This window comes from Sphingobacterium siyangense (genome assembly GCF_007830445.1).
Lineage (GTDB): Bacteria > Bacteroidota > Bacteroidia > Sphingobacteriales > Sphingobacteriaceae > Sphingobacterium > Sphingobacterium siyangense.
This window is the reverse complement of the sequence record NZ_VLKR01000024.1, coordinates 1-24,773: the sequence shown is the minus strand read 5'-3', so window position 1 is coordinate 24,773 and position 24,773 is coordinate 1. Positions and strand designations below refer to the sequence as shown.

Annotated in this window: 21 protein-coding genes; 10 read left to right on the top strand and 11 right to left on the bottom strand. The window is 38.7% G+C overall.

Annotated elements, in window-relative coordinates; all coding sequences use genetic code 11:
* Positions 1-181 precede the first annotated feature (181 nt).
* From IQ31_RS19295 to IQ31_RS19275, 5 genes are all read right to left on the bottom strand, one after another.
* Complete coding sequence (locus tag IQ31_RS19295) at positions 182-1,012, bottom strand: glycosyltransferase family 2 protein (protein ID WP_145329363.1); 831 nt, start codon at positions 1,010-1,012, stop codon at positions 182-184.
* Between the two features lie 386 nt (positions 1,013-1,398).
* Positions 1,399-2,487 carry a DegT/DnrJ/EryC1/StrS family aminotransferase gene (locus IQ31_RS19290; RefSeq protein WP_145329360.1) on the bottom strand — a complete coding sequence of 363 codons (1,089 nt, stop codon included), beginning with the start codon at positions 2,485-2,487 and terminating at the stop codon, positions 1,399-1,401.
* On the bottom strand, positions 2,453-2,854 hold the full coding sequence (locus IQ31_RS19285) for a sugar 3,4-ketoisomerase (RefSeq protein WP_075994249.1): 402 nt from the start codon (positions 2,852-2,854) through the stop codon (positions 2,453-2,455). Before IQ31_RS19285 ends, IQ31_RS19290 begins: the two co-directional genes overlap by 35 nt.
* On the bottom strand, positions 2,833-3,813 hold the full coding sequence (locus IQ31_RS19280; protein WP_244294538.1) for a glycosyl transferase: 981 nt from the start codon (positions 3,811-3,813) through the stop codon (positions 2,833-2,835). Before IQ31_RS19280 ends, IQ31_RS19285 begins: the two co-directional genes overlap by 22 nt.
* A 35-nt stretch (positions 3,814-3,848) precedes the next feature.
* Entirely contained in the window at positions 3,849-4,652 is an 804-nt protein-coding gene (locus tag IQ31_RS19275; RefSeq protein ID WP_145329357.1) for a methyltransferase, TIGR04325 family, read from the bottom strand.
* 133 nt (positions 4,653-4,785) lie between these two features.
* On the opposite strand from IQ31_RS19275, the gene IQ31_RS19270 reads away from it, so the two are divergent.
* Entirely contained in the window at positions 4,786-5,277 is a 492-nt protein-coding gene (locus IQ31_RS19270; protein ID WP_075994251.1) for a SixA phosphatase family protein, read from the top strand.
* Positions 5,278-5,466: 189 nt separating this feature from the next.
* On the opposite strand, the gene IQ31_RS19265 is transcribed toward IQ31_RS19270, so the two are convergent.
* From IQ31_RS19265 to IQ31_RS19250, 4 genes are all read right to left on the bottom strand, one after another.
* Positions 5,467-6,303, bottom strand: coding sequence for a DUF4249 family protein (locus IQ31_RS19265; RefSeq protein ID WP_075994252.1), 837 nt, complete (start codon positions 6,301-6,303; stop codon positions 5,467-5,469).
* Positions 6,304-6,388: 85 nt separating this feature from the next.
* Entirely contained in the window at positions 6,389-8,956 is a 2,568-nt protein-coding gene (locus IQ31_RS19260; protein WP_145329354.1) for a TonB-dependent receptor, read from the bottom strand.
* A gap of 18 nt (positions 8,957-8,974) precedes the next feature.
* The gene (locus IQ31_RS19255; RefSeq protein WP_145329352.1) at positions 8,975-9,985 is read right to left on the bottom strand and encodes a FecR family protein; all 1,011 of its coding nucleotides are present in this window, start codon (positions 9,983-9,985) and stop codon (positions 8,975-8,977) included.
* 2 nt (positions 9,986-9,987) lie between these two features.
* Positions 9,988-10,602 (bottom strand): RNA polymerase sigma-70 factor, encoded by a 615-nt coding sequence (locus IQ31_RS19250; RefSeq protein ID WP_145329349.1) that lies wholly within the window; start codon positions 10,600-10,602, stop codon positions 9,988-9,990.
* Positions 10,603-10,802: 200 nt separating this feature from the next.
* Here IQ31_RS19250 and IQ31_RS19245 point away from each other — a divergent pair, with 200 nt between their 5' ends.
* From IQ31_RS19245 to IQ31_RS19230, 4 genes are all read left to right on the top strand, one after another.
* The gene (locus tag IQ31_RS19245; protein WP_145329346.1) at positions 10,803-12,803 is read left to right on the top strand and encodes a thioredoxin domain-containing protein; all 2,001 of its coding nucleotides are present in this window, start codon (positions 10,803-10,805) and stop codon (positions 12,801-12,803) included.
* A 37-nt stretch (positions 12,804-12,840) separates the two neighbouring features.
* Positions 12,841-13,338 (top strand): FKBP-type peptidyl-prolyl cis-trans isomerase, encoded by a 498-nt coding sequence (locus IQ31_RS19240; RefSeq protein WP_075994257.1) that lies wholly within the window; start codon positions 12,841-12,843, stop codon positions 13,336-13,338.
* A gap of 102 nt (positions 13,339-13,440) precedes the next feature.
* Positions 13,441-14,130, top strand: coding sequence for an SMUG2 DNA glycosylase family protein (locus tag IQ31_RS19235; RefSeq protein WP_145329343.1), 690 nt, complete (start codon positions 13,441-13,443; stop codon positions 14,128-14,130).
* A 315-nt stretch (positions 14,131-14,445) separates the two neighbouring features.
* The gene (locus tag IQ31_RS19230; protein ID WP_145329341.1) at positions 14,446-15,183 is read left to right on the top strand and encodes a hypothetical protein; all 738 of its coding nucleotides are present in this window, start codon (positions 14,446-14,448) and stop codon (positions 15,181-15,183) included.
* A gap of 191 nt (positions 15,184-15,374) precedes the next feature.
* On the opposite strand, the gene mnmC2 is transcribed toward IQ31_RS19230, so the two are convergent.
* Entirely contained in the window at positions 15,375-16,040 is a 666-nt protein-coding gene (mnmC2, locus tag IQ31_RS19225; protein WP_145329338.1) for a tRNA (5-methylaminomethyl-2-thiouridine)(34)-methyltransferase MnmC2, read from the bottom strand.
* A 573-nt stretch (positions 16,041-16,613) separates the two neighbouring features.
* On the opposite strand from mnmC2, the gene IQ31_RS19220 reads away from it, so the two are divergent.
* On the top strand, positions 16,614-17,864 hold the full coding sequence (locus IQ31_RS19220; protein WP_145329335.1) for a dicarboxylate/amino acid:cation symporter: 1,251 nt from the start codon (positions 16,614-16,616) through the stop codon (positions 17,862-17,864).
* An 88-nt stretch (positions 17,865-17,952) separates the two neighbouring features.
* Here the strand turns inward: IQ31_RS19220 and IQ31_RS19215 are convergent, their stop codons facing one another.
* Positions 17,953-18,912 (bottom strand): lipid A deacylase LpxR family protein, encoded by a 960-nt coding sequence (locus IQ31_RS19215; RefSeq protein ID WP_145329333.1) that lies wholly within the window; start codon positions 18,910-18,912, stop codon positions 17,953-17,955.
* Between the two features lie 384 nt (positions 18,913-19,296).
* Here IQ31_RS19215 and IQ31_RS19210 point away from each other — a divergent pair, with 384 nt between their 5' ends.
* The 4 genes from IQ31_RS19210 (at position 19,297) to IQ31_RS19195 (ending at position 24,687) form a co-directional block, all read left to right on the top strand.
* Positions 19,297-19,704 carry a cytochrome c maturation protein CcmE domain-containing protein gene (locus IQ31_RS19210; RefSeq protein ID WP_046672794.1) on the top strand — a complete coding sequence of 136 codons (408 nt, stop codon included), beginning with the start codon at positions 19,297-19,299 and terminating at the stop codon, positions 19,702-19,704.
* Between the two features lie 19 nt (positions 19,705-19,723).
* Positions 19,724-22,183, top strand: coding sequence for a heme lyase CcmF/NrfE family subunit (locus IQ31_RS19205; protein WP_120333660.1), 2,460 nt, complete (start codon positions 19,724-19,726; stop codon positions 22,181-22,183).
* Positions 22,183-22,944 carry a Rossmann-like and DUF2520 domain-containing protein gene (locus tag IQ31_RS19200; RefSeq protein ID WP_145329330.1) on the top strand — a complete coding sequence of 254 codons (762 nt, stop codon included), beginning with the start codon at positions 22,183-22,185 and terminating at the stop codon, positions 22,942-22,944. Before IQ31_RS19205 ends, IQ31_RS19200 begins: the two co-directional genes overlap by 1 nt.
* A gap of 186 nt (positions 22,945-23,130) precedes the next feature.
* The gene (locus tag IQ31_RS19195; protein WP_120333658.1) at positions 23,131-24,687 is read left to right on the top strand and encodes an FMN-binding glutamate synthase family protein; all 1,557 of its coding nucleotides are present in this window, start codon (positions 23,131-23,133) and stop codon (positions 24,685-24,687) included.
* Positions 24,688-24,773 lie beyond the last annotated feature (86 nt).

The window sequence follows — 24,773 nt, the reverse complement described above, 5'->3', positions numbered from 1 at the left end:
ACTCCAGTAAAGAGTTAAACTTATTAATCAAAGATATCAAATAATTGTAACAACTATACAGTATAACGATGAAGGCTTCTATATAGTTACATCCAGCATGAATTATTATTTTGGCGACTCTAAATTAGTTATTGTTTCTTTCCAGATATTACTCGCCAATAAAAATTTACACATGCTTAATTTAATCCCGAGTAAATAATGCTAAAAAGTCAATCCAAATTTTAAAAACTCTACTAGTCAATCTATTCTGTTTAATACGATAAATCTTCCTTTCTCTTTTGGTCATATACTTATAAAATCTAACTTGCCGCATGAACAAATATTCTTTCCAAAACTGAGGCAGTTCAAGTTGAATAAAATTATCTCTCTCCTGCTGCTGCAATATGGAAAATGATGGATCAGATGAAATTCCATTTAGGTCTATTTTTGCTAGAAAGGAAGATATATTTTTAAACTGGACTTGATGCAAAAGGTACATTTTTGTAAAGAACTGCCAGTCAGCAGTTATTTTTGACTGCTCATTATAGAAACCATATGTTGAGAACAATGAACGTTTAATAGCAGAAGCCTGATGGTTTATTGTATCGTATAACCATTGAGATAAGTTGAGCTCATTGGGATAAAAGATATCCTTCAATCCATTATCCTCATTAACACCAATTGCATTGCCATAGTAAATTTGATAATTGTCACAAATATTTTCTTGGTATTTCAACAATACAAATTCATCATAAAATTGATCTCCACTGTTCATAAATACAATATATTCTCCGATCGCAGCACGAATCCCTTTATTCATGGCATTATAAATACCGTCGTCCTTTTCAGAAACAGCATAGTTAATATGTCTTTCGTATTTATTGAGAAGTTCTGCGCTACCGTCATTGCTTCCGCCGTCAATAATGATAAATTCAAAGTTGTCATATTTCTGATTTATCACACTTTCAATCGTCTTTTCTAATCCTTTTCTATTATTATAGTTAATAGTAACAATGGAAAATTTAACGCCCATATATCTTTAGAGAAATTTTATTTTTTGTTATACAAATGATCAAGAAAATAAAATGCTCTTTGAGGTATCTCCGGGATCTATACAAAAAGATCTATAATCATCCTTTAACTTATCTTTTTTCTTACAACCACAGAATTTGGAACAAAGAGCATAAACAAAGAAGCATCATCAGAATACTCCCTTTCTACATTATGACAACTAGTTCTCAAAGAGGTCCCAATCAAAAATTAAAAAATATTAGACAGCAATAGTTTTTGGATAATTAAAGGGAAAGAAAAATTCCCCCTTTCACACACATAAAATAATTTTTAAAGTTGTATACACGAGTGATCTTCATCCGTTTTTTCCAGCGGCCTGACTTTCGCCTCTACCTGCGTCGTGCTTGTTTATAAAAATTTATTCATTACCTCCACAACCCTATTGATATCCTCTTCTGTATGACCATAGGAAATTGGTAGACTGATTATTGTACGATGGATTTCTTCAGAGATTGGATATCCTCCATCTGATAGGATTCCTTTCATCGCTTTTTGTTGATGTGGAGGGATTGGATAATGAATTTCCGTTCCAATTTCATTTGCCAAAAGGTGAGCGCGCAATCGGTCTCGTTCGGGATGACGGATCGCAAAAATATGATAAACATCTTCTTGTCTAGGTTGTACAACTGGAAGTATAAAATCGGACTTTAACTCACGTAGATAAACTGTTGCCAACCTCTGTTTGTGCGCTGTAATTTTATCTAGGTATTTTAATTTCACAGACAAAAAAGCAGCTTGCAGTTCGTCGAGCCGCGAATTATACCCCACCTCATCAAAGACATATTTAGCAGATGAACCGTAATTCCGTAGCGTACGAATTGAATTATTCAGTATATCAGCCTTACATGTAATAGCTCCAGCGTCTCCCAGTGCGCCAAGATTTTTGGTAGGATAGAAACTAAATGCACCAAAATCACCAAATGCTCCTGCCTTTTGACCATTGTATTTAGCACCATGCGCTTGTGCACAGTCTTCAATTATTCTTAAATGATAATGATCTGCCAGCAGAAGAATGGGATCCATATCACTCATCTTTCCATAAAGATGGACAACAAGTATGGCCCTCGTTTTTTTTGTAATGCACTCTTCTATCCGTTTTGGATCAATATTGTACGTGTTCATATCCGGTTCAACAAGTACTGGTTTCAAACCAACTTGAACAATAGCCAATATCGAAGCAATATAGGTGTTAGCAGGTACGATAATCTCATCTCCGGGTTTTAATCCAAAATAGCGCAGTGAAAGAACCAATGCATCTAGCCCGGAGGCTACTCCGATACAGTGCTCGACACCACAGAAATTCGCAAATGATTGTTCAAATTGCTGTACCTGTTTTCCCAAAATATACCAACCTCCGCGTAATACCTCCTGAAAAACATGCGTGTATTCATCCATAAATTCCTTATTGACCTGCTGTAAGTTCTCGTATGCTATCATGTTTTAAATAGGGTTCATAAATGTAATCTGTAGCGTCATAATATTCAGAAGCAAGCACCATAAGAATAGCATCCTCCGAAAAGTCGAACATCTGATGCCAATCTTTTGGCTCTAAAATCAAGCATTGGTCCGGTGAATTCAATTCAAAAATTTGTTCCTTTGCACCATCTTGATTGTAAATTGCACAACGTCCACGCAAGCAGACTGCTGCTTGAACGGTCTGATAATGTCGATGCCCTCCTCTGATAGAATCATCAACTCCATAGATATAGAATATACGCTTAACATCAAAAGGAATAACCTTTTCAATCACTGTCAAATTACCGCGATCATCAGTAAATGTTTTTAAATCAACTTGGTAAGCCATCTCATTTTAAAATAATTGATGTGATAAAACTCTCCTGTTTTTCCCTTAAAAAAGAGGTTAGCAATTCGACGAATGGATGTCCGAATCTTCGGAATTTTGATATTTTCGTGTAGTACAGCAGTAATCCCCCGTTTCTTCAATCCATTACTTACTTCTACCAAAGCGGACATATAGGGTTTATACATAAACAAGAGGCCATTATCATTTAAATCATAGTATGCTGTTGGTAACGGAATAAAACTATTAGCTTCTGCTATCTTGAGCCCATGATAGTGATAAAATATGACTGGAAAACTAAGTCTAGTCCCTATACTTTTTGCCCATATTGAACTATCCCTATCACCAAATTCATATTGTTGAATATTCCAGGGAGCAATTCCCGCTCCTCGATGTTCACAAGCATGAACACAGTTAAATCTCGTCATCCAATCATCAAGATATTTCTGATCGCCAAATTTCCCATCTTCCACGCGCGCATAACACCAATCTAAACAAGCATTGCGCCACCATTCAAGTACTTCCATTCCTTCTTTCGTATTTTTGAAACAAACGAATTGAACACAATATGTTCCACTTGTTGCTGACTGATCGTATTTTTCAGTATAATGATGTGGTGTAATTAATACCGAATTATCTCCCATCTCTTCAAACAGAACCTGTGGATTTCCAAAAAACAACAAGTCTGCATCCAGATAAGTACACGATTGCAATCCATAGGTGTTAATTGCATAACGTATAATAGATGGTGTACAAGTCCAGCAATATTCTGCAGCTGTACGCGTCGACTTAACAGCAAGTAAATCCCTATCCTCAAACTGGATTAACGGAATAATTGTCGCTTTCGGCAGATTGAGATTTTTTAAAATTGAAAAGCACGCCTCATCAAATGCGAAAATATAAAGATGAAATCCCTTAACATACTTATCGAGAGAATTATACATTGCTAATCCTCTAGTCAAATATGTTGAGTTAAATAAAGTACAGTAGTTATGCATCATATCTTTTTCTTAAAAAAAAATCCGCTATCATATCCTGCCAACTTTCCATCAATTAGCATATCTTGTTCTCCAATAACATAGGATGCAAATTGAGCTTGTAGTTCATACTCATTAAAATGGTTCAGGAATTTTGCCTCATTAAAAAACCATGCTGGGTAGGATGCATCATAAATAGATGGTGGCACACGTTGCAAGGTAAGGCGGTCAGGTCCCTCATAGACAAACGCCGTACGATCGAAAAAAAGATAAGCTATTCGCAAACCCGTCAAATAACTGAGAAATTCATGCGGTTTTTCCAAATATTGGACAACACTGGATAGAATAATTATATCTGGCAGGCCATCAGCAATACTCTCTTCTATTGTTTTATAAAATTTTAACTGCTTATTTTCAAACTCTTTTTTACCAAGCTCTACATAGGACTCTTGTTCCACAATGTGCCATTCTAACGATTCCAAAGGCTTTAAAAAGTCACGTGTTTGATAATAAGTTGTACCCAAAGAGCCTCCAAAATCAATGACTTTCAATTTCAAATCATTTTTTGTTGCTATATAAAGAAGACTTGAAATTAGTGCAAAAGGATATTCTTTTTTCTCAAATAGCACGGAATCTCTCTCATATACAGCATGCCCATCACGAATTTTAAGCATCGATTGATAGGTTCTGTTCAAAATCAAATTCGCATCATACCCATCTGTTAAGCTTTTAACATCTTCCCAATACATATATCTTCCTGACCAGCCATATCCATGATCAGTCCTTTCTTTATTACTTTTTTTTGAAAAGAACTTCTTTATCATTTATCTTTTATATTTTTTAGAATCGCAGAACTCATACCTTACTATTTTGTTATAATGAAGAAAGTAATCTCATCATTTTTACAATGAAATATTGCTATCAAGCGTTATTAGTATAGAATCAAAAATTTTAATCATGGACAACAGTAAAAAACTTTATATCATCCGACATGCCAAAGCTGAAACCATTCCGGGAATAAACGATTTTGACCGAGCTCTTACCTCCGATGGAATTCAGCATGCAAAACAGGTTGCTGCCAAGCTTGCCACAAAATTGAATCTTGACGAAAATAGTATGGTGATCAGCTCCCCAGCCAACCGCGCACTTCAAACAACGCGCACTTTTCTGGACGTCATGGGTTCTTCTTCTTTTGATATTCAGATCGAAGAAACGATCTACGAATGCACATACAAACATCTGCTATCCATTATCAATGCAATTCCTGACCATATCAATCAAGTTCTGCTCTTCGGTCATAATCCTACGTTAACTGATCTCGTGGAATACTTAACCCGGAAAGCGGCATATCTACGGACGTCATCATGCGCAGAGATAAAACTCGACACCGGTTTCACTTTTCAGATGCTCAGCGGCAATTGCGCTGATCTTGGGCAAATAATTGATTAAAATTCAAAGAACCATTTGTATTGAAGCACGTCTAGTTCTTCAATCTTTAATAATGACAATAACATTATTAAAAAGTCCTAATAGCATTTTCATTTTCTAATCAACAAAATTTAATAGAAACAAATTCACATAAAAAAAGCCATATACGATTCTTACGTATATGGCTCTTAATTTTAATGATTAAATTGGCTATTTAGCGTTTCTAATATCTTTCATCGGAACTGTTTTCTTGATTCCATCCATTACATAGAAAAATCCAAGGGCGTTTCCCGTGACATTTCCTTGTACATTCGCAGGGACAGCTGACAATAGCCCTTTCCATTTTGTTTCTTGGAACAAATTATATAAAAACTTTGCATATCTCGGCGAAATTGCAAATTTAGAAATCGCTAAACTGTCTTTCCTTCCCATTTCATAACTATAAGTAGCGGCCAGCAATGTATTTAAAACATTTGGAGCTCCCGACCTAAAACTATAACTATAGGGTGCTTTAAAAAATACCATACTTTCATCCGAAAATTCCTTTTGCGGCATGATAAGCCATTTATTGGAATTGCTCATACCAAATAAATATGTATCAACCTTGACATGCCATTTTTTATTAACATCAGATTTTTCTACCGGAATAAAAGACTTTTCTATCGGCACATTGGTGATTAGCTGATCTTGTGATTCATACACCTTCCCATTCAATTCAATTTTTAATTGGAATATATTTCCAACGGTATCTCTTAAATCAAACAATTGACCTCTATACAGACCATTTCCAACATCTTCAAAATCAATTTGATTTGGACCATTTGTCACGATAACCGTAGCAGCAGTAATTCCTTCAAGTTCACTAGTAACGCCAGAAATATGAAGTCGCTTTAATTGAATATATTGCTCTTTATACATGGTATTGATACCACCTTCCACGATCATATCATAAGATTGTCCATCTTCTAGCGCTGATTTTTCACAGGCGTAAAGCATGCTGCAGCAAAACAACAAAACAAGGACTTTCCAATAGATATTTTTATTCATCTGCCCCAACCTAATTTACTAGTTCCAAATTTACATTAACCATACGATTAAAATGAACTTTTAGATACAGGGAACATCATTTATTTTAAAATCTTATTGCATAATTTACTGACGGAACAATTCCTGAAAATGAAGTCTGTTTAACGATGGGGGAACCATTTCCACTCTCTAAAAAACTGTAATATAATGGATTACGTCGGTCAAAAACATTATATAGACCTATATTTAAAGTATTTAGCCGACCTTTTTCTCGCTGTTTTTTCGTTTCTAAATCGAAAGAACAGCTTATATCGAAGCGACTAAAAATCGGCATACGATGTGAATTTCTATCCGAATAAATAGGCATAACTATGCCTTCATACTCCGTAAACCCCATTGGATATGTTAATGGCCTTCCTGACTGTAATACATAAAATGTATTCAAATGAATAGTTGTATTGATATCGTAAGACAAACTAACTTTTGCCACATGTGGAATGTCATAGTTAGCCACGTATTCATTGCCTTTATTTATTCCTACAATTTTGCGAAAGGACCGAGAATAGCTATATAGAACAGTTCCCTCAACAGGGCCTATACGTTTATTAAAAGAAAATTCTAAACCATATACTCGACCGTTTCCCTGTTTTATCTGAGTTTCTATAAAAGGATTTAAAATAAGTTGCGCATGGTCAATAAGTTCAACTTGATTTTTCATCTTTTTCCAATACCCATCTATCGCAATGTATCCTCCATTAATCATTCTATTTATGCGAAATGAGACTGCATCTGTATATTGAGGTTTTATATTTTGCCCAGCAGGTATCCAGGCCTCCAACGATGAAAAAGCCAATTCATCATTCTGTAAAAGCTGTAGATATTGGTATACACGGTTATAAGATATTCTTGCATAATAAGCATCGGCAAACTTATACTGAAAAGAAAAACGAGGTTCGATCCCGTAATAAGTCTTTTTCTTATCCAAATCTCCCGCCAATACTTTGTATTGGTTATTCAATAAATAATATTGTCCAAACGAAGTGCTATAAAAAGCATTTAAACGTGTACCTAAAACGACCCGAAAGGAAGAGTCAATCTTCCAGTTAAAGGATACGTAGCCTGCATACTCATATGCTTGTGCCCTGAAAATATTTTCTTCCTTAGCTAGATCAACGGGAGAAATTTCCCCAGGTTTGAACCTATGCAGCGTCCCTTGGATTCCAAAATCAAGCATGCGATCTAATCCTCCAAAATAGGTAAAATCAGTTTTAAGGCTAAAATCTCTAATTTGGGTCAGCCATGTTCGGTTTTCTGGCGATTCGGGCTTACTGATATCCAACCTGTTCGAATAATTACTAAAAATCGCGGACAAATTCATAAACAGGCGTGGACTATGCACATAATTCCATCGTAATGTAGACGCCCAATTCCCCCAATGATTAGTATTTTTATTAGGCGCAACTACTTTATCTTGCCCGATATATCCAGAAACATAGACCCTATGACGGTCCCCAATTGCGTAATTCAATTTGGCATTATAGTCACTGTAATTCCCCTTCACATTGAACAAACGATATTCTTTATTGAACACATTCGATATACTTGATCTTGCCGTCACTAAAAAAGATCCCTTCCCTTTCTTTATAAGTGGACCTTCAGCTCCAATGCGAGCAACTAGTAAGCTTGCGCCTCCGAAGACATGTACTGTGTTTACATCGCCATCACGTGTGCTCATCTCCATGATGGATGAAATCCGTCCTCCGAAATTCGATGGGATAGCATCCTTATAAATTTGAGTATGTTTTAAGATATCAGGATTAAAGACAGAAGTCAAACCAAATAAATGCGATGGGTTGTAAACAACGGCTTCATCCAACAATATAAGATTCTGATCTTTACCACTGCCTCTAACAAACAAGTTACTCCCCCCCTCAGTCAATCCGTTAACACCATTTTGCATCTGTAAAACCTTGATAATATCCGCTTCTCCCTTATAGAAAGAACTTCTCCGAGCTCTATTCCAGTCTATCTTCCCATTTAACACCTGTAATTGCTTACTTCGCCCGATAGAGTCTCCATTGATCACAATTTCACTTAGATTCATATCTAGAGGAGAAAGTTTGATTAAAAATGTACCAAACTCCATATCGGGAGAAAATCTCACAATTTTTGTTTTATACCCGACATAGCTTACCACACAGACATTGGTCTCCAGTGGCAGAGTTAATGAATAAAACCCATATTTATTACTTAAACTACTTTTACTTTTCGCAGCAATCAACAAAGTAGCACCGATCAGGTTTTCACCGCTTAGACTATCTACAACACGCCCCTTAATGGTAAAAGTCTTATCCTCTTTGTAGAAGATCAGGGCCCTATTGATCATTGTGAATCCAATATTGGAATCTTTGAGCAAATAATTAAGAACCTCTTCTAAACTCGATTTATTAAATGATCGACTATAGATAATGTCCTTGTTAAAAATCTGCTCATCATAAGACATGGATATATCGTATGTTTTATGAATTTCGACAAGTATCTGAATGATCTGTTTGTTATGTGTGTCAATTGAAATTTGCGAATCCGTAGGAGAATTCTGCCCCATGGATTTCGAACACATGACTATAACCAACCAGCATAAAAAGAGCAGACGATACAGTATCCTATCTTTCATATCAGCAATGCGAAAAGTCTATTCGTAGATTCTATATCCTTTTTTACCCGATTTCCATTTCACATTGAGGGTCTTGGAGAGAATCTGAACAATCTCATTGAGCGTTTGTCCATCAAAATACATAGTCAGCTTCCGCGCTTTTAAGCTATCCCCAACCACAGTAATATTCGCCCGGAAATGCTTTTCCAAATCCGCGCAGATACTATCCAATCGAATATTCGAATAGCTCAGTTTCTGAGCAACTTCGGTATCATTTTGCTCAGAAAGATCTATTTTGGACAAGGATGCTGTTTGTTTTTTATACAGGCCCTTCTGATTTTTTTGCAGAATAAGTTCCTTTGCATGATCTCCTTTTCCACTGCTCAAGGCGACAGAGCCCTCCTTAACAAAAACCTCAACATCATTTTCAAGCAAATTCACTTCAAAAGTAGTTCCGATATCACGCACATAATTGTTTTCAAGATCTACGACAAAAGAGTTCCCCGTTTTGTGCTTTACATCAAATAGCGCTTTTCCCTTTTTAAGTTCGACAATCCGTTCTCCCAGAAATGTTCGCCTATTGAACAAAGCTTCCGCTCCTGCATGCAATATCACAATTGAACTATCAGGAAGCAAAATGGGCTGCTGCGCTGCTGATCCATATATTCGGATTTCATTGTCCATCCAGCGGTCAAAGTTCAGATAACAGGCAAAACCGACAACCAACAATACGGCTGCAGCCACAAATTTCATCCAGGGTTTCCAAATCGTGCTAATTGGTATCGCGATCTCTTGGTCCTGAACAATGGCTTCTTTATCCAGCTGCAGTTTAAATTTATCCCATTGACTATTGGTATCTACATTTTTATAGTGTTCCAATGCAATAAGGTCATCGGATATTGTTCTGATTTCATCATATAATCGATGGTTCTCCGTATCATCAGAAATCCAACGTTCAAGCAACGCCTCCTCCCTTTCGGAAATAGTCCCATCCAGCTCTTTCTGAATCAAGTCATAAGGAATAAATCTTGAAGTATTGTTTTCTTCCATATCTATAAGATAATAAACTGAACAAAAAGTCCTAATGAAAAAAATAAAAAGCCGATTAGAAGCAAGAGAAATGTTTTTTGCTTGGCCAAAGCCACCCGAATTTTATCGTAAGCAATGGTCAAATGATTTTTAACCGTTTTTATTGAAATTCCCAATTGATCCGCTATTTCCTGTTGTTTCATCTTATCGTACTTACTCATAAGAACGATTTTTCGACACTGCGGCGGCAGCCCTTCCAATATACTTTCGATCATCAATAATTTGGATTCGTAAAGTGCTGCGCTATCGGTCTGATCTTCCTCATCTGTCAGATCCAGTTCCTTGCTATAATCATTATTCCGTTCTAATAAACGTTGATTCTTTTTGAGGTAAGTAAGCGAGAGATTGATAACACTGCGGGATAGGTAGGCTCCAAGTGATTGATTAATGATCAATTTTCCTGCATTTTCCCATAACATCATAAATACATCATTGGTGAGCTCTTCAGCGATTGCCTCCTCTCGCACATACCGAAAAGACAAGATATACAATTTACGGAAATGACTCTTATAAATAGCTTCAAAAGCATTTCTATCTTTTTGGACTATCTTCTTAAGCAGATCAACGTCATTTGACATAGGACTTCGGTAAAGCTAATAATAAATGCATGTAAAACTAATCAAATTCATCGGACATTATATAACATCTAATTAATTTTCAATCCAATGAAGTTACTTTAACACGACGTAGAAATAAAAAAAAATGCTACAGCAAAGTTTATTGCCTGTATGTTTTTCACTAGGCTCGTTAATAATTACTTTTTCACTACCTTCGTCTTATGGCGAATCAATTGCAATTTGAAAACTCACCCTACCTTAAACAGCACGCACACAATCCAGTAGATTGGATGCCCTGGGGGCCGGAAGCTTTAAAAAAAGCAAAAGACGAAAATAAACTGATCATTGTAAGCATTGGCTACTCGGCTTGCCATTGGTGCCATGTGATGGAGCGTGAAAGTTTTGAAAACTCAGCCATCGCCCAAACCATGAATACGTTTTTCGTATCGATCAAAATTGACCGCGAAGAACGCCCCGATATTGATCAAGTGTATATGCTTGCGGTGCAACTGATGACCAATGCCGGGGGCTGGCCATTGAATTGTATCTGCCTGCCCGATGGGAGACCTATTTACGGTGGTACTTATTTCAAACCGCACGACTGGCAGAATATCTTATTGCAAATTGCACAAATGTGGGCGGAGAAACCCGAAGTCGCATTTGACTATGCCGAAAAGCTAAACAATGGCATTCAACGGGCCGAGAAACTTCCCATCAATCCTATTCCAGCGCAATACACAATCGACGACTTAAATGAAATTGTTACCCCTTGGATCGAGATATTCGATAAAAAGGAAGGCGGTTATCAAAGAGCACCCAAATTTCCACTGCCCAACAACTGGTTGTTCTTGCTAAAATATGCTGTGTTGGCCGACGATCGGGAAATCTTGGAACATGTTCATTTTACATTGAAAAAGATTGGATCAGGCGGTATTTATGACCAGATCGGAGGTGGCTTTGCCCGCTATTCGGTGGACCATTATTGGCATATTCCCCACTTCGAAAAAATGCTTTATGACAATGGGCAATTATTATCCCTTTATGCCGAAGCTTATCAACAAAGTCGGGATCCATTCTATAAACGGATCATCGAAGAAACGATTACTTGGGCCGAGCGTGAAATGCTTGCTCCAAACCATGGTTTCTATAGCGCTTTAGATGCCGATAGCGAAGGCATTGAAGGGAAATACTATTCCTTCTCCAAAGTTGAATTTGACGAGGTATTGGGCGATGATGCTCCCCTACTCGGGCAATATTTTAACATAACCCAAGCCGGCAACTGGGAGGAGGAGAAAACCAACATTCCTATTTGCGCCATTAATGCAGACCAGTTAGCAACAAAGGTCAATATGTCAGCTGACGAATGGGCAGATTTTTTAAAAATTTCAAAGAAAAAATTATACAACTATCGTGAACAACGGATCCGTCCGGGACTCGACCATAAGCAGCTAACCACTTGGAATGCGCTATTTCTAAAAGGACTAATAGATGCCTATCACAGTCTTGGAAACAGCCATTTCCTTGAACTCGCTTTAAACAATGCCCAGTTTATCTGTACACATCTTATTCAAGACGATCTCCAGTTATTGCACCAACCAAAAGATAACAATAGAGCGATCGCAGGCTTCTTAGATGACTATGCATTCACTATTGAAGCCTTTATAGCATTATATGAGGCGACATTTGACCTCAATTGGCTCACAAAAGCAAGACAGCTCGCTGATAAGGCCATTGCATTCTTTTACGATGGATCACAAAAAACATTCTACTATACATCGTCGCAGGCAGAGGAACTCATCGCACGGAAAAGCGAAATTATGGATAATGTAATTCCATCCTCTTCGTCGACAATGGTTCGTCAGCTGAAACGATTAGGTTTGCTTTTTGATGATGAAAATTACATCGCCATTACAGACCAATTGCTGGCGAATGTATTCCCGCAAATCAAGACTTATGGTTCGGCTTATTCAAATTGGGCAATATTATTGCTAGAAGAAATATATGGAATCAATGAAATTGCATTGACGGGGGATAAAGCAATGGCTTTCAAAAATGAACTCGGCAACTATTATATTCCAAATAAAATTGTTCTTGGCGGTACAGAAGAAAATCTTCCATTGCTCGAACATAGAGTCGGAAAGGAGACAAAAGCATATCTTTGTAAAAACAGGACCTGCAGTCTACCACAGGATTCCATACAAGCGTTAATAAATTATATTTAATAAACGGTAGCCTCGGGCTTCCAAAAATCAAAATCAGATGGCTATAAAAGCAAACGACGTCGTAGCATTGACGTACAGACTTCACACAGTAGAAAACGGTGAAAAAGTTTTCGTTGAAGAAACAACTGCAGAACAACCTTTAGATTTCTTATATGGTGTAGGTATGATGTTACCTAAATTCGAAGAAAACATCGCAGACTTAAACGTTGGTGATAAAATTTCATTTGAATTGGCACCGGATGATGCTTACGGTCAAAAAGATGACAAGGCATTCGCACAGTTGCCAGTAGATATGTTCAAAGAAACAGGTTTACCTCCAGTAGGAGAAGTATTGCCTTTACAAGACAACCAAGGAAACCAATTCCGCGCTGTAGTAGCTGAGGTTACTCCAGAAGTAGTTGTTGCTGACTTAAACCACCCAATGGCTGGCAAAACATTAAATTTCGATATCGAAATCTTAACTGTACGTCCTGCTACTGAAGAAGAATTGTCTCATGGACATTCACATGGTGTAGACGGTACACAAGGTCACTAATCCTGACCCAAGATACAAAAAAACAAAGCCGGGTGTCAAATGACACCCGGCTTTGTTTTTTTGTTCTTTAAAAATCGTATTTTGTTTTTAAACACACGAACGATGCTAACATTTGCAGAAAAAGTAGTTTTATTCAATAAACATCTTCATTATCAAGGAAGTCTTCCCCCAGAATTCAATGTTATCAACCCCTACCTTGATAACCCCGAAACATTAGTCGTAATGGAACAGTTCTACCAGAAATATTACAATGATAATCTAACCAGAAAATTCATTATCGGCATTAATCCGAGCAGACACGGTGCTGGTGTAACGGGAGTTCCTTTTACAGACACCAAAAGATTAGCTAGTGCATGTGGAATAGAGATGCAATCTGCACATACCCATGAAATATCTTCGGTTTTTATGTACGATATGATTGAAGCTTATGGTGGCCCAGAGATCTTCTACAAACAGTTTTACATCAATTCGCCATTTCCCCTCGCGATTGTCCGAGAAACAAAGCCCAACAACTGGATCAATGCAAATTATTACGACGACAAGCAACTTTTTGATATGGTCAAACCCTTTATGATCGATTCCCTAAAACAGCACATTTCCATAGGCTTAGCGACGGATGAGGTCTTTGTGCTCGGAAAGAAAAATGCAACCTTTCTTGCTAAAATCAATAATGAAGAAAAGCTCTTTGGAAAAATGACCATTTTAGACCATCCTCGCTATATCCAGCAATATAAATCCAAAGACAAACTGCATTACATCGATAATTACATCAGCTTGTTAACCGGCCTTTAAAGACATTAGCCTTCATTCCGTCTTTAACTCGGAGACAACACGGACACATATCGTACTCATGCCGCTAGCATGTCGAGCCTATCACGTCGTTGTCCCGAAGCTGTTACGAAATTATTCCGAAGCTTTCTCGAAGTGTATACAACGATCATACAATTTAGAAAGATCCCTAACTGTGGTGGCGTATTTTTTACAAATTCCACAGCGTCCTTTTGCTTCCTATTTCCAAATCTCCAATAGGAGTCGAACAGCAATTTCCATTTCCCCAAAAATTAACAACAAATTGTTTTTAAGCAACTTAACAAGTAATTTTATCCTATGGCAATATTAAAAAATGGAAATCTGAAAGGCGCCGTTGGAAATATCGTCTTTCGACAATCAAATGAACAAACAATCGTACAGACGATACCGAAACCTGTAAAGAAACCGACTCCGGCCAAAAAAGCTATTGGATCAGATTTTGGACATATCAGCACCGCCGGTGCCCGAATCAGGGAATTCATGGGGGATATACATTTGAACATGCATGATAGCGACATGCACAACAGGTTAATTACACAGCTCAAAAGAGTGGTCCGCCCAAATGGGCGTCCTACTGGAATGAAAACCATTCATGGGGGAAAAATAGATCGTTTAGTCAATTTTCAATTCAACGATAAATGCCACATCCATGATTTTATGCATTTTGACCCAGATCTTAGCTTATTGGATAAGCAGGTCCATATTCGATTTCCAAAGTTCGACCTTCGCCATGACATCGTATTACCAAAACATTGCGACGCACTGGCAATAAATTTTACCGTCGCCGTATTTAACTTCGAGCTACAGCAGCATATCCATTTTTATTGCCACGAGATTGAACTTAACCTTCATCGATCAGACAAAATAATCGAGCTTGAGGAGCTTATTTTTGATATGGATTATAAAAACGCCGAGACAATAATCGTGGGCATGAATATAGAATATTACAAATTGTTACGTCAAAAACACCTGTTACTTAACAATAAAGAATTTCATCCAGCTGCTATTGTTGCCGCATTTGCTATTGAATCCTAAATAAACCGATATTTTTAACAAGCAGGGAACAAACGGAGTATTCGCCTTTTTTTGCGGCAAATAATTCTTTTATTTACCGCATATACTTTAAAGTCACGGCAGTTTATACACATGAACGATATCGTTTTGGGCAAAGTACAAACGATACGGCGGTTATTCGACCCTTCATGCTATGATGTAAGAATTATCCGTTACAACTTCGTTGCACGCAGCATTTCTCGCTTGCCAGGCGCACCAGGCGCCTTTTCTATTGAAAATCCCAATGCTTTCATACTGCGTTTGAGGTTCCCGGTAATAGCGTAGGTCACAAAGACACCACCCGGTTTAACAAACTGCGCGATATGTCCCAAGGCAGCATCATTCCACATCTCAGGCTGATGCACTGCCGCAAAAGCATCAAAATAAACGATATCAAACAAGCGATCCGACTGGAAATTCATCAATAAGGTATGGTCAATATGAAGCTTTAAGTACTCGTTAATCCGTACGTTTTCCGTCAAAGCCTGCTCGTATGCATTCAAATAGCTTGCCCACACGGTCGGATCTACCGTCGCCTCATAGCCCGTTGCAGCAATAGTAGACAAAGGCAAAGGAAATCCTTCTATCCCGACGTATTCCACCTGAACGGATTTATCGCTAAGAAAGTCAGCTGTTTGCAAAAAATTCAAGCCTGTTCCGAACCCCACCTCCAAGATACCGACGTCGGTCGCTCCTGTCGTTTGTACATAGTGTTCGAGCCCTGTTTTTATAAAAACATGCCTGCTTTCTTGCACCGCACCATGTTTCGAATGATAACATTCACCTATTTCTGCATTAAACAACGTTTTCGAGCCATCTCCTGTCGTTACAAATTCCATTTTTATAAAAATACTTTAAGTTCTAATTTTCACACATGACGTCCAAATGAAGAAACAGACGCCAAACGAATGGCCTACTCCTTGTCCATGACACTTAGTCACTGCTACTGTCCAAAGATAAAAAAGCCGATGCGTGTATCAAAATCCTCATGATTTCCGAAGCACGACCATCTATCAGCGTAGCCTGAAGGAGATGTCAACCAATTAAGCAGTACATCGACTTCCAAATGAAAAATACATATTAATACCGAGCGTGCAGAGATGATGGATACCTCGACAAAAAAAGTTTTCAGTAAGATAACAAGGTCGGCAAAAAGCGGATTTTTTCAGCAAGGTAAAACAAAAATGAACAAACACGCATAAATTCAGCTCGTTTTAATAGACCTATTCGAGAAAAACACTATTTTAGCAATTTAAATACAAAATATTCACAAAACCTAATGAAATATCCAAACCTAACAAGCGCAAGCAATACAACAGCATTGGATATGCTCAATGTGACCAAATACAAAGACAATATAAGCAGTTCTTCCATGTGAATGAACTCCTTTTGAAATAACTAATCATACACCTATGAAATACGCTACAAAAACTTTTGTGCAGAACTACGGCAGTATCTTACTTCTACTCCTTGGGATCAGTATTGGAAGTTTGATCGGCATCTTCTTTCCGCATATCGTCAACAATCTTAAACCGATCGGTGACATTTTCCTAAACCTCCTCTTTGTCAGCGTCATACCATTGGTGTTTTTTGCCATATCCTCATCTGTTGCGAATATCAATGGCGACAGTGTACTGGGAAGGATCATCGGCATGATGTCGTTCGTATTTGTACTGGGTATTGTCGTCGCCGGACTGTCAAGCATCTGCTTCCTTTACCTCTTTCCAGTAGATGCTCCACTGCCTATTGAACAAACAAACAAGATCATGGAAACAGTTGTTCATGATTCTTGGGGTGAAAAAATGGTCCGCTTTTTAACCGTTAGCGAATTTTCAAGTTTATTATCACGACAAAATATGCTGGCCTTTGTCATCTTTTCGTTCCTCGTTGGCATTGCTACGCGCAAATCAGGGGCATCTGCAGAGACCTTCCGTAAATTTATAAACTCGGGCAATGTTGTGATGGGAAATCTGCTCGTGATGGTCATGAACCTCGCGCCCATTGGTTTGGGAGCATATTTTGCCTATCAGGTTGGAACATTAGGCCCTCAGCTTTTTGGTTTTTATGCCAAACCTATCGGTCTATATTACTTTTTTGGAATCTTCTATTTTTTCACGGTATTCAGTTTATTCGCTTTTTTTGCATTCGGGCTAAAGGGTGTCAAACGCTATTGGCAAAATAACATATTGCCTTCCCTGACCGCATTGAGCAGCTGCAGTAGCCTCGCCACCATGCCAGCGAACTTACTTGCAGCCAAGCAAATTGGAATCCCGGACAGCGTCGCTAGTGTCGTCATTCCCCTAGGCACAACATTGCACAAGCATGGATCCGCGATCGCCTGTATCTTTAAAATCTATATCGCACTTTTATTAAGTGGCAAGGAATTTTTTGATCCAGCCAATCTGATTATGGCGGTTGGCATTACTTTACTGGTGAGCATCGTAGCCGGAGGTATTCCTAATGGTGGCTACATCGGAGAAATGCTGATCATATCGGTTTATCAGATGCCAACGGAGGTGATTCCTTCCATTATGATTATCGCCACGCTGGTCGACCCATTGGCAACAATGCTCAATGCTACTGGAGATACCGTGGCCGCTATGCTCACCACCAGATTGATCGGGCAAAAACTGGCTGCCCCTATTCCCGAAAACCCAGGTTAAACAATCTCCAAACGACAAACATTTGAACGCTGGACCAAAGAAGATCTTATCAAACGGATCCATGTAGGTCCTACTTATGGCTGGCTGATCAAAAACGGTAGGCAAAAAACAACTCGCCATATTGATGCCGGTGAAACACCGATTTGAGCTCTTTCGAATTGAAAATGTAATTGATACCGTAATTGATCTTGTGGTTAGACCAATTGAAACCAATGCGGTGACTAAGCATCCAAGGCTGAATAGTGTATAATTTGCCTATGGGATCATTTTTACCTCTCCCTCCTTCTACCGTTGCGCTGTAAAAAATACGAGACACGCTTGGTTGATAGACAAAATACCATTCTTTATCATTGTTCGCTCTTCCCTGTGTCAAATGCCCATGTGTAAAGGTGGATGCCTGATAGGATTTCAGCATCCCCAACCGAAGCGGGGCCGCAATTCCCATATTGGTATTATTTAATCCAATGGTCCCCTCACCTATAATTCCGACATCGAATTGCTGATTTTGACTGCGATATAGTCCTTTTTTATAGGTTGCACTTAAATCAATACCAAAGGAATTTCCAAGCTGCGTATCCCAACCTGTCGCCTCGTACATCCCAAAGAGATGATGGATAAACTTCTGTGCCTCTTCACCGTAGGATTTAGGGCCGATCTGCGCCAATTCAGTCTTGAACTCAACAACCTGATCGTGCGGTAAAAACCGTGTTATCCCAGCACTAAAATAGAGGTAACCTGCAAATGGTCTATCGTATTTCTTTTCCTGCCGTCTATAGTCAATGATACTGATACCATTGTAAATCCGTTGGCCTATTTCAAAATCCAATACCGTATTTGAAGTCTGGCTATCTGTTTTCCCTGGCAACGCAATCCTATAGTTGATATTGATACCATTGGTATAATAGCGGTCCTGACCGGTCAGTAGATAAACGTCATTGTCATTTTGGATAGCAATTTCCTGATTACGAAATTTAACCTGTCCAAAAACAAAAAAGCAGGGGAATATAACAGCCCAAAAGAGGCCTAAAAATCGCAAAGCAACACTCATATTAACAGGCAATTGTAAAATTCATGCGATATCATTAGAACCAAAATAGCAAATTTCACTTCAAATTATCCAAAAGCATTCGAATCTAGCTTATTTTTCCAATTAATTCAAACTATTTAGAATAGATATAAATAATATGGAAAAGTTGCATTATTCCTTTCTTAGCGAATCTATTTGTAATTTTGCATTCGATTAGGTCTCAAATGTAATCAATTTGGGATTTTAGTGAGCACAACGTTGTCAGATTTGGGTAATAATCTTTCTGAAAAAACAGGAGGATATCTGGCAGATCGGAACTGCTATCCATCGTTAAGAAAAAACAAACCGGGTGAAACGAGCTCATTTTACGATGAGATCAAACACTTATAAAATAAGTAAATACAAATGAAAAAAAGTTCAATTATTCTAATCGCTATCATTGCTGTCGCAATTGCCATGATACTTGTTATCTATACCGATTCAAGTACCTATTCGACATTTACCGAAGCTAAAGAAAAGAAAACCGAACTATATGTGGTAGGTCAATTGAATAAAGACAAAGCGCTTCATTATGATCCCAAAACTGACGCCAACAAATTTTCGTTTTTCATGCGTGACAACGATGGTACAGAATGTGAAGTGATTTTTAGAGGCGCCAAACCTCAAGATATTGAACGTTCAGAGCAAATTGTATTGACAGGAAAAATGGACGGAAATGTGTTTAGGGCAAGTAAGATATTGATGAAATGTCCGTCAAAATATAACGATAAATCGGTCGTCACCGAGATCAATGCTACTGCTTTCAATAATTAATTCGTAAAATCAATTTTCAATGGACGTTAATTACGTTGGTGAGCACCTGCTACCAGGGCAGATCGGACAATTCTTTATTGTACTTTCTTTTGGTGCTGCACTTCTATCTTGTATCAGTTACTTTTTTGCAACAAAATACCCTGAAGAGAATTCATGGAAAAAAATTGCACGTATTGCCTTTTGGGCTAATGCGGTCTCCGTAGTGGCGATTGGTGCAACTTTATTTTATATTATATACAATCATCTTTTTGAATATAATTATGCCTGGGCGCACTCGTCCAAGACACTCCCTACCTACTATATCATTTCCAGTTTTTGGGAAGGTCAGGAGGGTAGTTTTTGGCTCTGGATGTTCTGGCAAACAGTATTAGGTTCTGTTTTGCTGTTTAAAGCAAAAAGCTGGGAATCGTCTGTCATGACTTTCGTCATGTTATGCCAAGCATTTTTAGCTTCCATGATTATTGGTGTGGAAATCTTCGGTCTGCGTATCGGTAGCTCTCCGTTTATCCTATTGCGTGAAGCAATGGATATTCCAATCTTTAGAGAAGCTAACTATCTTTCACTTATCACCGACGGTAATGGTTTGAACCCTTTGCTTCAAAATTACTGGATGGTAATTCACCCACCAACACTGTTCCTTGGCTTTGCGTCGATGATTGTTCCTTTTGCGTATGCAACAGGTGCTCTTTGGACCAAGCGATACAAAGAATGGATCAATGCAGCACTTCCTTGGGCTTTATTTGCCGTGATGATTTTAGGTGCAGGTATTATCATGGGTTCATTCTGGGCTTATGAAGCACTTAACTTCGGTGGCTTCTGGGCATGGGATCCGGTAGAGAATGCATCAATTATTCCTTGGTTTACCCTGATTGCTGCTGTCCACGTCATGATTGCTTATAAGAATTCAGGCCACTCCTACTTCACCGCTACATTTTTGGCGATGATCAGCTTTGTACTTGTTATCTATGCATCTTACCTGACACGTAGTGGTGTCCTTGGAGAGACTTCTGTACACTCCTTTACCGATCTGGGAATGAGCGGACAATTGATCTTATTCAATGTTGTCTTTTTGGTAATCATGGTCGTATTTCTTACCGTCAAAAAGAAAGAGATGCCCATCACAGAAAAGGATGAGGATATCTATTCAAGAGAATTCTGGATGTTTATTGGCGCCTTGGTATTGACTGTCGCATGCGCACAGATCATTGCTTCAACATCAATTCCAGTGTTCAACAAGATCTTTGGCACCAAGGTAGCTCCACCTTTGGATCCGATCCAACATTATAACAAGTGGCAATCGGGTTTTGCAGTGATCGTTATGATCTTAACCGGATTTACACAATTTTTAAAATACAAACGTACCGATAGCCGCAAGTTTTTGGCTTCTACGGTAGCATCGTTGGTTGTGTCTCTCATTCTAACGGCTGCTGTCGTCTATTTTACGAAGACGTATACCAACCTGATCTATATTTTGATCACCTTCGCAAGTATTTTCTGTATTTTGGCGAATATCCGTGTATTGGGTGACGCTGTCAAAGGTAAATGGAAGCTGGCCGGCTCTTCGGTAGCCCATATCGGCTTTGGATTACTACTTATCGGTGCCATGGTGGCTGCAGCAACCAACGAGGTCATCTCGGTCAACAACACAGGTTACATTGCTGTATCGGGATTTGACAAAGTAGAGAAACCTGGCGACAACTTATTCTTGACCGAAGGTGAACCTGTACAAATGGGGGAATACAAAATAACCTATATCGGTGATAGCATTGTGGCTCCAAATACGTTTTATAAAATAAAATACGAGCGGATCGACGAAGAAACAGGTAAAGTGAAGGAGCATTTTGTGCTGCAACCTTTTGCACAAAACAACGCGAAAATGGGCGGTTTGATTGGTACTCCAGCGACCAAACATTATGTCACGCATGACGTGTATACACTGATTACCGCAGCTGCAGCTGAAAGTCAGGCAACACATGCGAAAGTTCCGGCAGAAGACAAAACTGGTTTCGAAGACTACGAGGAGCCGGCAACGTATCAGGTAAATATCGGTGATACCCTACGCTACCGCAATGGATATTATGTCATTGAAGGCTTAAACAAAGAAGCTCACCTGGAGAAAATTCCAAAAGGTCCTAGTGATGTTATGGTTGGATTGAAAATAAAAGTATTTTCGGCCGACAACAAACAGTATGAAGTACAACCAATCTACTTAATTAAAGACGGTGGTGTTTATGACTTCAATAAAGATGTCAACGAGCAAGGGCTTAAATTCAGATTTACGGGAATTAAACCTGACAAGGATAAACTGGAAATCATGGTTTATCAAAAGCCGCTTCCAGAAAAGAAATGGGTCGTATTTAAAGCCATTAAATTCCCATACATCAACTTTTTCTGGTGTGGAACGATTGTCATGACCATTGGTTTTATCATGTCCATTGTGAGAAGAAATAAAGAGGAGAAACGAAAAGCACTTAAATAATGAACATTGTGATCTTAGGAAGCGGTAATGCCGCTACGCATTTTGGACAACAGTTTCAAAAAACAGGACATCATATCGTTCAGATCTACAGTAAAACAAAGGCCAATGCAGATGCATTGGCCTTTGCTCTTCATTGCGCAGCAATTGACCAACTATCTGAACTAGACCTACATGCTGATCTTTACCTCATTGCCGTTACCGATCAGGCCATTGTATCGCTGGTAGAAGCGCTACCAAAAGATATAAAAGGTGTTGTTATTCATTGTTCGGGAGCAACCGATCTTTCTGTACTGGCTGGATTTAAAAATGCGGGAGTCATCTATCCACCACAATCATTATCCAAAAATAAAGCAGTCGATTTTTCGACCGTCCCACTTTGTGTTGAAGGTAACACGGATGAAAATAGTGCCGAGCTACTTCAGTTAGCACAGACATGTGCACCGCGGAGCATCTATTGTAATTCCCAGCAGCGTTTAGCCATCCACCTTGCCTCGGTTATGGTCAACAATTTTACTAACATCCTTTATCAGATGGCCTACGAGCTCTTAGCAGAAAACGACTTGTCCTTTGATCTAATTAAACCAATCATCCTGGAGACGGCAGAAAAAGTGCAAAATCATATTCCAATAACAGTTCAGACAGGACCAGCGATCCGACAGGACAGCACAACAATGCAAAAACATTTGCAATTTATTAGCAATAAACCAGATTTACAGCAAATCTATCAACTTTTATCGCAGGAGATTACTAAAAGAAAATAGTTTGTTAGAAACGGTTATAAACTTATCAAAACTTACCTCCAAGGGGTAAATATATCCATTTACTTCAGGAACTTTAGTACATTTGCTTCGTCCAAAAGCGCATTTTGGAATGCTAATTGAGTAATAAAATAATCAGTTGGGCTAAACATTAAAATAGCGAATTAAAACTAAACAATCGTATTTTCTATGGAAGTTAGAAAACTCATTCTTTCAATAATGATTGTGATTAATTTAATCATTGTATCATTTGGATTTATATTTACATCAAGCTGGTTTTGGCTGCTTATCATCCCATTTCCATTGCTATTGATCGCGTTATACCATAGTTTCCAGACCAAACATGCCATCCTACGCAATTATCCCTTAGTTGGATATTTCCGTTATATCTTCGAATCTATTCGTCCTGAGTTGAGACAATATTTTTGGGAATCGGATATGGATGGACGTCCTTTCAACAGAAGACAGCGTTCGATCGTATACCAACGTGCAAAAAATCAACGTGAAACTGTCGCATTTGGTATGCAGACTGATCCACAGGCTGTCGGGAACGAATGGGCTGCGCACTCTGTTTTCCCTTGCCATATCGAAAACCACGATCTGCGTACCACTGTTGGAAATGCAGCCTGTAAAAAACCCTATAGCTTAAGTGTGTTCAATATCTCAGCAATGAGTTATGGTGCATTGAGCAAAACAGCAATAACGGCATTAAATAAAGGTGCTGCACTTCAAAACTTTGCACACAATACCGGCGAAGGAGGAATCAGTGACTACCACAACAACGGTGGTGATTTAATTTGGCAGGTGGGTACAGGTTATTTTGGCTGTCGGAATCAGGAAGGAAAATTTGACGCGGAGCTCTTCCGAGAAAAATCCAATCGTGAAAACGTGAAGATGGTCGAGTTGAAACTCTCGCAAGGCGCTAAACCTGGTCATGGAGGTATCCTTCCAGCGGCAAAAAATACACCTGAGGTTGCGGCTATTCGTCACGTCATTCCAGGAACAGATGTGATGTCGCCTCCAGCACATAGCGCTTTCTCCTCACCGACTGAAATGATGCACTTCATACAACAGCTGCGCGAGCTATCGGGTGGAAAGCCTATCGGTTTCAAAATTTGTATCGGCGATAAACATGAGTTTATCGACATCTGTCACGCCATGCAAAACACGCAGATCTTCCCGGATTTTATCTCCGTAGATGGATCAGAAGGTGGTACGGGAGCTGCTCCACTGGAGTTTACAGATAACCTAGGGATGCCATTATACGATGCATTGGCATTTGTAACGAAAACCTTGATTGCTTTTGGTTTGAAAAAACATGTTAAAGTTATCGTATCCAGCCGTATTGTAACGGGTTTCGACATCTTAAAAGTTATTGCCTTAGGCGCAGATGCATGTTATAGTGCTCGCGGTATGATGTTCGCTTTAGGTTGTATTCAAGCACTTAAGTGTAATGAAGACGTTTGTCCGGTTGGAGTTGCTACGCAACAGCCGCATTTATACAAAGGACTCGACGTAAATGATAAATATGTACGCGTAGCTCAGTTCCACCGCAACACATTACGTGCTACAGTCGAAATTATGGAAGCTTGTGGTTTCAAAACACTTTCGGATGTATCGGCAGATAAATTCTATCGTAAGGTAGATGCTATCCGGACACTAAGTTTTCAGGAAATCTATTTCGGAACTGAAGGCAAATTGGTCAATAGCCACACAGATTTCGAGAGCAAACTTTTCGAAGATTAACTGCTAGAAATTCATATAAAAAAGAGGCTGTCTCAAAAAGGCAGTCTCTTTTTTTGCATTATCTAAGGTTTATTATTTGTTTTAAC